At 57.1% G+C, this 11,896-nt stretch carries 10 protein-coding genes; 6 read left to right on the top strand and 4 right to left on the bottom strand.

The features are described from left to right. Together HMPREF1024_RS16755 and lrp are read right to left on the bottom strand one after the other, a co-directional pair. On the bottom strand, nucleotides 1–1,501 hold a 1,501-nt coding region (locus HMPREF1024_RS16755; RefSeq protein WP_009308250.1), incomplete at its 3' end, for a DNA translocase FtsK 4TM domain-containing protein. 135 nt (nucleotides 1,502–1,636) lie between these two features. Then, nucleotides 1,637–2,131, bottom strand: a complete 495-nt coding sequence (gene lrp / locus HMPREF1024_RS16760) for a leucine-responsive transcriptional regulator Lrp (protein WP_000228469.1) — start codon at nucleotides 2,129–2,131, stop codon at nucleotides 1,637–1,639. A gap of 532 nt (nucleotides 2,132–2,663) precedes the next feature. On the opposite strand from lrp, the gene trxB reads away from it, so the two are divergent. From trxB to infA, 5 genes are all read left to right on the top strand, one after another. Beyond that, nucleotides 2,664–3,632: a thioredoxin-disulfide reductase gene (trxB, locus tag HMPREF1024_RS16765; protein WP_032451345.1), complete on the top strand. Its 969-nt coding sequence runs from the start codon at nucleotides 2,664–2,666 to the stop codon at nucleotides 3,630–3,632. A gap of 114 nt (nucleotides 3,633–3,746) precedes the next feature. Beyond that, nucleotides 3,747–5,513 (top strand): cysteine/glutathione ABC transporter permease/ATP-binding protein CydD, encoded by a 1,767-nt coding sequence (gene cydD / locus HMPREF1024_RS16770; RefSeq protein WP_002898017.1) that lies wholly within the window; start codon nucleotides 3,747–3,749, stop codon nucleotides 5,511–5,513. Then, a complete protein-coding gene (cydC, locus tag HMPREF1024_RS16775) occupies nucleotides 5,514–7,235 on the top strand; it encodes a cysteine/glutathione ABC transporter ATP-binding protein/permease CydC (RefSeq protein WP_009308248.1) in 1,722 nt (573 codons plus the stop codon). 44 nt (nucleotides 7,236–7,279) lie between these two features. Continuing rightward, nucleotides 7,280–7,981, top strand: a complete 702-nt coding sequence (gene aat / locus HMPREF1024_RS16780) for a leucyl/phenylalanyl-tRNA--protein transferase (RefSeq protein ID WP_002898014.1) — start codon at nucleotides 7,280–7,282, stop codon at nucleotides 7,979–7,981. 353 nt (nucleotides 7,982–8,334) lie between these two features. Further along, nucleotides 8,335–8,553 (top strand): translation initiation factor IF-1, encoded by a 219-nt coding sequence (infA, locus tag HMPREF1024_RS16785; protein WP_001040187.1) that lies wholly within the window; start codon nucleotides 8,335–8,337, stop codon nucleotides 8,551–8,553. A 118-nt stretch (nucleotides 8,554–8,671) separates the two neighbouring features. Here infA and clpA read toward each other — a convergent pair whose 3' ends face one another. Beyond that, complete coding sequence (gene clpA, locus HMPREF1024_RS16790) at nucleotides 8,672–10,951, bottom strand: ATP-dependent Clp protease ATP-binding subunit ClpA (RefSeq protein ID WP_002896522.1); 2,280 nt, start codon at nucleotides 10,949–10,951, stop codon at nucleotides 8,672–8,674. A gap of 30 nt (nucleotides 10,952–10,981) precedes the next feature. Further along, on the bottom strand, nucleotides 10,982–11,299 hold the full coding sequence (gene clpS, locus HMPREF1024_RS16795) for an ATP-dependent Clp protease adapter ClpS (RefSeq protein ID WP_002896520.1): 318 nt from the start codon (nucleotides 11,297–11,299) through the stop codon (nucleotides 10,982–10,984). Nucleotides 11,300–11,624: 325 nt separating this feature from the next. On the opposite strand from clpS, the gene cspD reads away from it, so the two are divergent. Further along, on the top strand, nucleotides 11,625–11,846 hold the full coding sequence (gene cspD, locus HMPREF1024_RS16800) for a cold shock-like protein CspD (RefSeq protein ID WP_002896516.1): 222 nt from the start codon (nucleotides 11,625–11,627) through the stop codon (nucleotides 11,844–11,846). Nucleotides 11,847–11,896 lie beyond the last annotated feature (50 nt).

Raw genomic sequence — 11,896 nt, 5'->3', positions numbered from 1 at the left:
GCTCCGGCTGATAGGCCTGCGGCGCAGGTTGACCGGCATAGGGATCGTAAGCCGGCTGCTGATACGGCGCTGGCTCAGGCTGATAGGCCTGCGGCGCAGGTTGACCGGCATGCGGATCGTAAGTCGGCTGCTGATACGGCGCTGGCTCAGGCTGATAGGACTGCGGCGCAGGTTGACCGGCATGCGGATCGTAAGCCGGCTGCTGATACGGCGCTGGCTCAGGCTGATAGGCCTGCGGCGCAGGTTGACCGGCACGCGGATCGTAAACCGGCTGTTGATACGGCGCTGGCTCAGGCTGATACGCCTGCGGTGCGGTTTGCCCCGCTGGCGGCTGATAAGCAGCCTGCTGGAACGGAGCGGGTTCAGGCTGATAGGCCTGCTGCGGCGGATAGCTGGCTTCCGGCTGATAAGCTGGCGCAGCGCCGTGATGGCCCACCGGTGATTCTGCCCACGCCTGCGGCGCGGCTGTAGCCGCCGCCGCTGCGCTTACCGGCTCAGCGATACTGTGGCCATTCAACAACGGATCGTAAGGGTCGAAATCGCCCGGGCGCACGGCGCTGGCGCCGGAGAACAGCACATCATCCTCTGCGGGACGCGCGGCGCTGGCGCCGGAAAACAGTACATCGTCGGCGGCAACAGGCGCCCCGCTGGCGCTGTATTGCACCACCTCTTCGCCGTCATCCATCCGTTTGCCGGAGAAAAGCGCAGCGTCGGTTTTACGCCCCATAGGGTTGGTAAACTTCTCGGCCAGACGCTTACGCCGCGCCAGCGCGCTGCGTAAGATACGGGCGCGACGCGATTCCTGCGGCCTGGCCGCCTCTTCGTCGTCGTACTCTTCCTCGTCGTCTTCGTATTCGCCTTCATCGACCCAGGTATCATCCCGACGGGTACGGTTGCTGGCAAAGGTGAGAACGGACAGGATGCCGCCGCCCAGCTTTTCCGCAATGCTGACCCACGACCAGCCGGTGAACAGCGTCAGCCCGGCCGCCCAGATACACAACAGGGCGATGGTGCCGCCGCTGCTGTGCAGCAGGGGTTGCAGCGTGGTGCTCAGCAGGCTGCCGATCACCCCGCCGGAGGCGAAGTACCAGATATCATCGGCGTTAATCGCCGCCAGACCACAGGAGGTCAGGATCAGGGCTAACGCACCAATGAGGCGAAGGGAAACGGCAAAATAATCAATGTATTCGTCGTTTTCCTGATGCCGCCAGGCAAACCAGCATCCGCCGATGATGATCACCGGGATGGTGTAGGCCATGACGCCAAAAATGAAAAAGAGGGTATCGGCAAGCCACGCGCCGGGGGCGCCGCCTAAATTATGAATAGGCTCATGCCATGCCGTTTGCGACCAGCTGGGGTCCGAGGGGTTAAAGCTCAGTAGTGCCGCCATCAGCCAGATGGCGAAGAGGGAGCAAAGGATGAGCATCGCCTCAAGGAGTCGGCGCCCGCTGCTGAGTTTGGTTAGTTTGACTTCTTTGTCTTCGGTGTATTCCTGGCTCAAGAAAGGCTCTCCAGGTATCAGGCTGTTTCCTGCCTGCTGCTAAAACGGACAACAGCGCCGGGTCTCCCCGGCACTGTTGCTGTATGGATTAACAGGAGTGTAATCAAACTACGTCGAGTTTGCACCTGTTCCGTGTTAGCGCGTCTTAATAACCAGACGATTACTTTGCTTGACTTCTTCCATTACCACGTAGGTACGGGTGTCGTTAACGCCCGGCAGGCGCAGCAAGGTCTCGCCCAGTAATTTACGATACGCTGACATATCCGGTACACGGGTTTTCAACAGATAGTCGAAATCACCGGAAACCAGATGACACTCTTGAATTTCTTCAAGTTTTTGTACTGCGGCGTTAAATTGCTCAAACACATCCGGTGCGCCACGATTCAGAGTAATCTCAACAAATACCAGAAGTGATGCATCCAGATAATGCGGGTTGAGCAGCGCCGTATAGCCCTGAATAAAACCCTGTCTTTCAAGACGACGCACACGCTCAAGGCAAGGCGTCGGAGAAAGTCCCACCCGTTTAGAAAGCTCGACGTTAGAAATTCGCCCATCTTTTTGCAATTCATTCAGGATGTTACGATCAATGCGGTCGAGATCTTTGCCAGGGCGCTTCTTGCTATCTACCATTATTATTGTCTCTCTGTATTCCTTCCCTACTCCTGTTCCGGCTCTGAGCCTTCACTGCCAGAGCCCATCCTGTTATCACCCGTACGACATTGGGTAACCCAGGGGTACGTGAGAAGCCCGTTGCCTGACGGCAGTCACCGACATCACGCATGGCGTCTGTCCACACCATGCGTAGATTTCGTTAACCCGGATAAAAATGGCATTTGCGTGCATGAAAATTCGCCGCACGCTAAATACTGCTTTTCTTCTTCCTTGAATGTTTTCGCAAAAGCACAGGTGATTGTCAAAGCAAAACATCGATTTTTAGTACAAGATGCCAGATATTCATCATCCGCCCTGGTTGATTCTCATTTTTTCGTCTTATAATTGTCCCGCCGACAGTAGAAATAGTTATATTCCTTGCCGGGAAAATCACCAATTCATTGGCAGCTTCTATTGCACACATCGTTAACAAAATCGCTGTGCTCTTTTTTTACGACAACAAATTCCCTACAATCCCAGCCCAATGTATGCCAATTATTATGGGGATCTCATGGGCACAGCCAAACACAGTAAACTGCTTATCCTTGGTTCTGGACCTGCGGGATACACCGCGGCGGTCTATGCCGCACGCGCCAACCTGCAGCCGGTGCTGATCACCGGGATGGAAAAAGGCGGTCAGCTGACCACCACGACGGAAGTGGAAAACTGGCCAGGCGATCCGAACGATCTCACCGGTCCGCTGCTGATGGAGCGCATGCACGAGCATGCCGCAAAATTTGAAACCGAGATCATTTTCGACCATATCAGCCACGTCGATTTGCAAAACCGCCCGTTCCGTCTGACAGGCGACAGCGGCGAGTACACCTGTGACGCGCTGATCATCGCCACCGGCGCTTCCGCCCGTTACCTGGGCCTGCCTTCCGAAGAAGCCTTCAAAGGCCGCGGCGTTTCCGCGTGCGCTACCTGCGACGGATTCTTCTATCGCAACCAGAAAGTGGCGGTGATCGGCGGCGGCAACACCGCAGTGGAAGAGGCTCTGTATCTGTCGAATATCGCCTCTGAGGTACACCTGATCCACCGTCGCGATTCCTTCCGTGCGGAAAAAATCCTCATTAAACGCCTGATGGATAAAGTGGCAAGCGGCAACATCGTGCTGCATACCGATCGTACCCTCGAAGAGGTGACCGGCGACCAGATGGGCGTCAGCGGCCTGCGCCTGCGCGATACCAAAAACAGCGACAATGTCGAGTCCCTGGAAGTGGCTGGTTTATTTGTCGCCATCGGCCACAGCCCGAACACCGCCATCTTTGAGGGCCAGCTGGAGCTGGAGAACGGCTACATCAAAGTGCAGTCCGGTATCCACGGCAATGCGACCCAGACCAGCATCCCGGGCGTGTTCGCCGCCGGCGATGTCATGGACCATATCTATCGTCAGGCCATCACTTCTGCGGGCACCGGCTGCATGGCGGCGCTGGACGCGGAGCGTTACCTCGACGGTTTGGCTGACGCTTGCAAATAATCTTTACAAGTCAGTAACAAAGGTAAAGAAGGCGACGAAAAGTCGCCTTTATTTTTGCTGCGATGTAACATTGCCGTGCCCAATACTCCGATAACGACACCTGCAAAGCGCGCAATGAATAAAACCCGTCAACAAGAGTTAACCCGCTGGTTAAAACAGCAAAGCATTATCTCCCGTCGCTGGTTGATGATTTCCCGCCTGCTTGGCGTGGCGAGCGGTCTGCTGATCGTGGCGCAGGCCTGGTTCCTGGCGCGGATCCTGCACCGGATGGTGATGGAGAATATTCCAGCGACCGCCCTGCTGCTGCCGCTCACGCTGCTGGTGCTGATCTTTGTACTACGCGCCTGGGTGGTCTGGCTGCGTGAGCGGGTCGGCTTTCAGGCCGGGCAGCATATTCGCTATGAAATTCGCCGCCAGGTTCTTGACCGCCTCCAGCAGGCAGGCCCGGCGTGGATCCAGGGCAAACCGGCCGGCAGCTGGGCAACGCTTATTCTTGAGCAAATCGACGACATGCACGACTATTATGCCCGCTACCTGCCCCAGATGACGCTGGCGGCCTGCGTACCGCTGCTGATCGTTATTACTATTTTTCCGATTAACTGGGCCGCCGCGCTAATCCTTCTCGGCACCGCCCCGCTGATCCCGCTTTTCATGGCGCTGGTCGGGATGGGCGCCGCCGACGCCAACCGGCGTAACTTCCAGGCGCTGGCCCGCCTCAGCGGCCACTTCCTCGACCGCCTGCGCGGCATGGAAACCCTGCGTATTTTTCATCGCGGTCAGGCAGAAACCGATAATATTCGCGACGCCTCGCAGGATTTTCGCCAACGCACCATGGAAGTCCTGCGTCTGGCCTTCCTCTCCTCCGGGGTTCTGGAGTTTTTCACCTCCCTCTCCATTGCGCTGGTAGCGGTGTATTTTGGCTTTTCTTACCTTGGCGAGCTGAACTTCGGCCACTATGGCGCGGGCGTCACGCTGATGGCGGGATTCCTGACGCTGATCCTCGCCCCGGAATTTTTCCAGCCGTTACGTGACCTGGGTACCTTCTACCATGCCAAAGCTCAGGCCGTGGGCGCCGCAGACAGCCTGAAAACGTTTATGGAAACGCCGCTGACCCAGGTAGAGCGTGGCGAGAAAACGTTAAATGACAACGATCTGATTAGCGTGGAAGCGCGCGACCTGGTGATCAAATCTCCGGAAGGTAAAGTTCTGGCGGGGCCGCTTAATTTTGCGCTGCCCGCCGGCGCTCGCGTGGTGCTGGTCGGCCAGAGCGGATCCGGGAAAAGCTCTTTGCTGAATACACTGCTCGGCTTTCTGCCCTATGAGGGGTCGCTGATGGTCAACGGCGTAGAGCTGCGCGAGCTGGACGCTGAGCGCTGGCGCCGCCTGCTGAGCTGGGTAGGACAGAATCCGCAGTTGCCTGCCGCCACGCTGCGGGAAAACGTGCTGCTGGCGTGGCCCGAAGCTAGCGAAGCACAGCTTAGGCTGGCGCTGGACAAGGCCTGGGTCAGCGAGTTTATCGCCCTGCTGCCGCAGGGGATCCATACCGCCGTAGGCGATCAGGCGGGGCGTCTGTCGGTAGGCCAGGCGCAGCGTATCGCGGTCGCCCGCGCGCTGTTGGTGCCGTGCCGCCTGCTGCTGCTGGATGAACCTGCCGCCAGCCTTGACGCCCATAGCGAACAGCGAGTCATGCAGGCCCTGACCCACGCCTCCAGTGAGCAAACCACGCTGCTGGTCACCCACCAGCTCGAGGGGCTGGCCGACTGGGACGACGTCTGGGTGATGCAGGACGGACAGATTATCGAACAAGGCGACTATGCCACGCTGGCCCGTGCTGGTGGGGTCTTCTCGGCGCTGCTGGCCCATCGTCAGGAGGAGATTTAAATGCGCGCACTTTTACCCTATCTGGCGCTCTATAAACGCCATAAATGGATGCTGCTGCTTGGCGTCGTGCTGGCCATTGTGACCCTGCTGGCCAGCATCGGCCTGCTGACGCTCTCCGGCTGGTTCCTCTCCGCTTCAGCGGTGGTGGGCGTCGCCGGGATCTACAGTTTTAACTATATGCTGCCTGCCGCGGGCGTTCGCGGCGCGGCAATTATCCGTACCGCCGGGCGCTACTTTGAGCGCCTGGTCAGCCACGACGCTACCTTTCGCGTGCTGCAGCACCTGCGCGTTTTCACCTTCAGCAAACTGCTCCCCCTCTCTCCGGCGGGGCTGGCGCGCTTTCGCCAGGGTGAGCTGCTCAACCGGGTGGTGGCCGACGTTGACACCCTGGATCATCTCTACCTGCGGGTCATTTCGCCGCTGGTCGGCGCGCTGGTGGTGATTGTGGTCGTCACCTGCGGATTAAGTCTGCTCGACGTCACCCTCGCGCTGACGCTCGGCGGTATCATGCTGGCGACCCTGCTGGTTATGCCGCCGCTGTTCTATCGCGCAGGTAAGCCAGCCGGCGAAAGTATGACGCAGCTGCGCGGCCAGTATCGCCAACAGCTCACCGCCTGGCTGCAGGGTCAGGCGGAGCTGATGGTATTTAACGCCAGCGACCGCTACCGCGCACAAATGGAAAAGACCGAGCTGAGCTGGCAGGATGCACAGCGGCGCCAGGCCGAGCTGACCGCGCTTTCGCAGGCGGTAATGCTGTTAATCGGTGGCATCGCCGTGGTGGCCATGCTCTGGCTGGCCTCAGACGGCGTCGGCGGCAATAGTCAGCCCGGGGCGCTGATCGCGCTATTCGTATTCTGCGCGCTGGCGGCTTTTGAAGCCCTGGCGCCAGTCACTGGCGCTTTCCAGCATTTAGGCCAGGTGATGGCCTCCGCGCGGCGGATCTCGCAGATTACCGACCAGCAGCCGGAGGTCACCTTTGTCGAAGATGAAGCCAGTCCGCCAGCGCAGGTGGCCCTAACGCTTCAGGAGGTCACCTTCCGCTATCCTCAGCAGCCCTCCCCTGCCCTGGAGAATATTTCCCTGCAGATTGCCGCCGGAGAGCACATCGCCATTCTTGGCCGGACCGGCTGCGGAAAATCGACGCTGTTGCAGTTGCTTACCCGCGCCTGGGACCCGTCACAGGGAGAGATTCTGCTCAACAATCAGCCGCTCTCCGGCCTCAGCGAAGCCACTCTGCGGCAGGCAATGAGCGTAGTGCCGCAGCGCGTGCACCTGTTCAGCGCCACCCTGCGCGACAACCTGCTGCTGGCGGCGCCTGAAGCGGATGACGCTCATCTCAGCGCTACCCTTGAGAAGGTGGGCCTCGAAAAACTGCTGCAAGATGGTGGTCTTAACGGCTGGCTGGGCGAAGGCGGGCGTCAGCTCTCCGGCGGCGAACTGCGCCGACTGGCCATTGCCCGCGCGCTGCTCCACGATGCGCCGCTGATGCTGCTCGATGAACCGACAGAAGGTCTGGATGCGGCCACCGAAAGCCAGATCCTGCATCTGCTGGCAGATGTCATGCGCGACAAAACCGTGCTGATGGTGACCCATCGCCTGCGGGGCCTGGCGGGTTTTAATCAGATAATAGTCATGGACAACGGCCAGATAATTGAGCAAGGTAGTCACGCGGATCTGCTCGCTAAACAGGGCCGGTACTTCCAGTTTAAACAGCGTCTGTAGGCTATTCTATTATCTAATTTTTGCTGATGCGTATTGAGGTTAAAATGCGTCTGGTTCAGCTCTCCCGGCACTCTATCGCCTTCCCCTCTCCGGAAGGCGCCTTGCGAGAACCTAATGGCCTGCTGGCGCTCGGCGGCGATCTGAGCCCCGCGCGGCTGCTGATGGCCTATCAGCGTGGTATTTTTCCCTGGTTTTCCCCTGGCGACCCGATCCTCTGGTGGTCGCCCGACCCCCGGGCGGTACTTTGGCCAGAGCAATTCCATCTCAGCCGCAGCATGAAGCGCTTTCATCAGCGTTCGCCCTACCGGGTAACGCTCAACCACGCCTTTGGCGAAGTGATTGAGGGCTGCGCCAGCGATCGTGACGAAGGCACCTGGATAACCAGCAGTATCGTTCGCGCCTATCACCAGCTGCATGAGCTGGGTCATGCCCACTCCATTGAAGTCTGGCAGGAGAATACCCTGGTGGGAGGAATGTACGGCGTAGCGCAGGGAGCGCTGTTTTGCGGCGAATCGATGTTTAGCCGGGCAGAAAATGCCTCCAAAACCGCGCTGCTGGTATTTTGCCAGGACTTTGCGCACAGCGGCGGTAAATTAATTGACTGCCAGGTACTGAACAACCATACCGCGTCATTAGGCGCAGTGGATATTCCCCGCCGCGATTATCTGGACTATCTGTCGGTATTACGCGGCTACCGACTGCCCGAGCGATTTTGGGTGCCGCGGGTGCTATTTCCTGGCGGATAATAAAATGTTTTCAGCACATTTTGCGTCAGGATGGTATAATTGCGCGGTAGAGTAGCTTCTGCCTGTTGCCCCGCCGCCGTTTGGGAATAATAAGAGTCAGATAACGCCCATCGTTCTGTCACTCCCCTTTACGTTTGCGCCTGTCACGCGGCATGGCCGTGTGTGTCCCGGGCAATGCGCCAAAACTACTTCGGCGATTCATACCCGTCATATTTCCGTAGCCGCTGTGCTGACTATGCGCCTTGCGGCAAGGTGAATGATTCAGGGTAGATACGTAAAACTTTACTTACATGATGAACTTCGGCATTATCTTGCCGGTTCAAAACTACGGTAGTGATACCCCAGAGGACTAGATGGCCAAAGAAGACAATATTGAAATGCAGGGCACCGTACTTGAAACGTTGCCTAACACTATGTTCCGCGTAGAACTGGAAAACGGTCACGTGGTAACCGCGCATATCTCCGGTAAAATGCGTAAAAACTACATCCGCATTCTGACGGGCGACAAAGTGACTGTTGAGCTGACCCCGTACGACCTGAGCAAAGGCCGCATTGTCTTCCGTAGTCGCTGATTGTTTTCGCCCCTAAGGCGTCAGATGCTGAAGGCCGGGATAATTCCCGGTCTTTTCATTTCTGCCGTCAGCAAAAAAAACCGGCCCCTGGCCGGTTTTTTACATTGAAGATATCGCCTTAGTGGGCCGCTTCCGGTTTGTGCTTCGGCGCGCTCTGGAAGTCGTAAGTCAGCGTATTTTTGTCGCTGTCCAGAGAGACAGTGACCTGACCACCGTCGACCAGCGAGCCAAACAGCAGCTCGTTCGCCAGCGGTTTTTTCAGGTTGTCCTGAATGACGCGTCCCATTGGACGTGCCCCCATCGCCCGATCGTAGCCTTTCGTCGCCAGCCAGTCGCGCGCTTCCTGACTCACTTCCAGGGAGACGCCTTTCTGGTCCAGCTGGACCTGCAGCTCGACGATAAACTTGTCGACAACCTGATGGATCACCGTGGTAGACAAATGATCGAACCAGATGATGTTGTCGAGGCGGTTACGGAACTCCGGCGTAAAGATCTTTTTGATCTCATCCATCGCATCCGGACTGTTGTCCTGCTGAATAAGGCCAATCGATTTACGCTCGGTTTCCCGCACCCCAGCGTTGGTGGTCATCACCAGCACCACGTTGCGGAAGTCCGCTTTACGGCCGTTATTATCGGTCAGCGTCCCGTTATCCATCACCTGCAGCAGCAGGTTGAACACGTCCGGATGCGCTTTTTCGATCTCATCAAGCAGCAATACCGCGTGCGGATGTTTAATCACCGCATCGGTCAGCAGCCCGCCCTGATCGAAGCCGACGTAGCCCGGAGGCGCCCCGATCAAACGGCTGACGGTATGACGTTCCATATATTCGGACATGTCAAAGCGCAGCAGCTCAATACCCAACGCCTTCGCCAGCTGGACGGTCACTTCGGTTTTCCCGACCCCGGTCGGCCCGGCGAACAGGAACGATCCCACCGGCTTGTGCTCATGGCCCAGCCCGGCGCGCGCCATTTTAATAGCCTCGGTCAGCGCCTCGATGGCTTTATCCTGTCCAAAGACCAGCATTTTCAGACGGTCGCCCAGGTTTTTCAGCGTGTCGCGATCGCTGCGGGAGACGCTCTTCTCAGGGATCCGCGCAATGCGCGCCACCACTGATTCGATATCCGCCACGTTAACCGTTTTCTTACGCTTGCTGACCGGCATTAAGCGCGCCCGCGCGCCCGCTTCGTCAATGACGTCAATCGCCTTATCCGGCAGATGACGATCGTTAATGTATTTCACCGCCAGTTCAACCGCCGCACGCACCGCTTTGGCGGTATAACGCACATCATGGTGCGCTTCGTACTTCGGCTTCAGGCCGTTGATAATCTGGACCGTCTCTTCCACCGACGGTTCGGTAATATCGATCTTCTGGAAACGGCGGGCCAGCGCACGATCTTTTTCAAAGATGTTGCTGAACTCCTGGTAAGTGGTGGAGCCGATCACCCGGATCTTGCCGCTGGAAAGCAGCGGTTTGATCAGGTTAGCCGCATCGACCTGGCCGCCAGACGCCGCCCCCGCACCGATAATGGTGTGGATTTCATCAATAAACAGGATGCTGTTGGTATCCTGCTCCAGCTGTTTGAGCAACGCTTTGAAGCGTTTTTCAAAATCGCCACGATATTTGGTCCCTGCCAGCAAAGAGCCAATGTCGAGCGAGTAGATAGTGCAGTCGGCCATCACTTCCGGCACATCGCCCTGCACAATACGCCAGGCAAGGCCTTCGGCGATCGCGGTTTTACCGACGCCGGATTCCCCCACCAGCAGCGGGTTATTTTTCCGCCGACGGCACAGGACCTGAATCGCGCGCTCCAGCTCTTTTTCACGGCCGATCAGAGGATCAATGCCGCCGACGCGAGCAAGCTGATTGAGGTTGGTGGTGAAGTTTTCCATACGTTCCTCCCCGCCGGCTTGCTCTTCATTGCCAGGCTGGCTTCCGCTGTTATCGGAAGACTGGCTCGGCTCGTCTTTGCGTGTACCATGAGAAATGAAGTTCACCACATCAAGACGGCTCACTTCATGTTTACGCAGCAGGTAGGCGGCCTGCGACTCCTGCTCGCTGAAAATCGCCACCAGCACGTTGGCGCCGGTCACTTCGCTGCGGCCAGAAGATTGTACGTGGAAGACGGCGCGCTGCAGCACACGCTGGAAGCTTAGCGTCGGCTGGGTGTCGCGCTCTTCTTCCGTGGCTGGCAGAACGGGTGTGGTTTGTTCGATGAAGGCTTCAAGTTCCTGACGCAATGCCACCAGGTCCACTGAACACGCTTCCAGGGCCTCACGGGCCGAGGGGTTGCTTAGCAGAGCCAGCAGCAAGTGCTCGACGGTCATAAACTCATGACGGTGCTCGCGCGCTCTGGCGAAAGCCATATTTAAACTGAGTTCCAGTTCTTGATTGAGCATAGGCACCTCCCCCAATTTTCATGCCTGTATTCAGGCTTTTTCCAGCGTACACAGCAATGGATGCTCGTTCTCCCTCGCGTACTGATTCACCATAGCGACTTTGGTCTCCGCCACTTCCGCGGTAAACACGCCACAAATCGCCTTACCTTCATAGTGAACCGTGAGCATCAGTTGCGTTGCACGTTCAACATCATAAGAAAAGAATTTTTGTAACACGTCAATAACAAACTCCATCGGAGTGTAGTCATCATTGACCAATATCACTTTATACATAGATGGCGGTTTAATCGCATCACGAACTTCGTCGTCAACCAGGTGCTCGAAGTCCAGCCAATCTCTCTTACTCATCGTCAGTGTTCATCATCGGTTGCTGTTGCCAACAGGCGGAGGCCTGTCGATGACCAGAGGTTATGCTCATCACAAATCTACAATAGATCATAGATAACTATCATCTATCGCTTCTATCCGCGACGGCTGTCACATTCCCCGGCAATAGCGTTAACTGCTTCAAATTTTGACGCATTTTTCGCCGTTCCCCCTCCTCAATCGCTTGACGCGTTTTCGTATTTCTCTAAATTGTAGTGGCGAGAGTTGGCGAGCAATTGAACAACTCGTCACTCCACCACCGGTTCATTCCATCTTACTAATAAAGATTTACGAAGGATGTCGAAGTATGGAAATGGGTACTGTTAAGTGGTTCAACAATGCCAAAGGGTTCGGTTTTATCTGCCCTGAGGGCGGCGGCGAAGACATTTTCGCCCATTACTCCACCATCCAGATGGATGGTTACAGAACGCTAAAAGCCGGACAAGCCGTTCGGTTTGATGTTCACCAGGGGCCAAAAGGCAACCACGCCAGCGTGATCGTCCCTGTGGAAGCGGAAACGGCTGCATAACTCTTTTGCTTCATTGTGTACATCCTGCTAATAAAATGCCAGTCCTTCTG

The organism is Klebsiella sp. 4_1_44FAA, from assembly GCF_000238715.1.
In the GTDB taxonomy this organism is placed as follows: Bacteria; Pseudomonadota; Gammaproteobacteria; order Enterobacterales; family Enterobacteriaceae; genus Klebsiella; species Klebsiella pneumoniae.
This window is presented reverse-complemented; position numbering and strand designations above follow the sequence as displayed.

What these genes read in the sequence shown, in the direction of transcription:
- clpA (WP_002896522.1), bottom strand. Translation starts at nt 10,951, where the DNA reads ATGCTCAATCAAGAACTGGAACTCAGTTTAAATATGGCTTTCGCCAGA.
- cydC (WP_009308248.1), top strand. Translation starts at nt 5,514, where the DNA reads ATGCGCGCACTTTTACCCTATCTGGCGCTCTATAAACGCCATAAATGG.
- clpS (WP_002896520.1), bottom strand. Translation starts at nt 11,299, where the DNA reads ATGAGTAAGAGAGATTGGCTGGACTTCGAGCACCTGGTTGACGACGAA.
- cspD (WP_002896516.1), top strand. Translation starts at nt 11,625, where the DNA reads ATGGAAATGGGTACTGTTAAGTGGTTCAACAATGCCAAAGGGTTCGGT.
- infA (WP_001040187.1), top strand. Translation starts at nt 8,335, where the DNA reads ATGGCCAAAGAAGACAATATTGAAATGCAGGGCACCGTACTTGAAACG.
- lrp (WP_000228469.1), bottom strand. Translation starts at nt 2,131, where the DNA reads ATGGTAGATAGCAAGAAGCGCCCTGGCAAAGATCTCGACCGCATTGAT.
- aat (WP_002898014.1), top strand. Translation starts at nt 7,280, where the DNA reads ATGCGTCTGGTTCAGCTCTCCCGGCACTCTATCGCCTTCCCCTCTCCG.
- trxB (WP_032451345.1), top strand. Translation starts at nt 2,664, where the DNA reads ATGGGCACAGCCAAACACAGTAAACTGCTTATCCTTGGTTCTGGACCT.
- cydD (WP_002898017.1), top strand. Translation starts at nt 3,747, where the DNA reads ATGAATAAAACCCGTCAACAAGAGTTAACCCGCTGGTTAAAACAGCAA.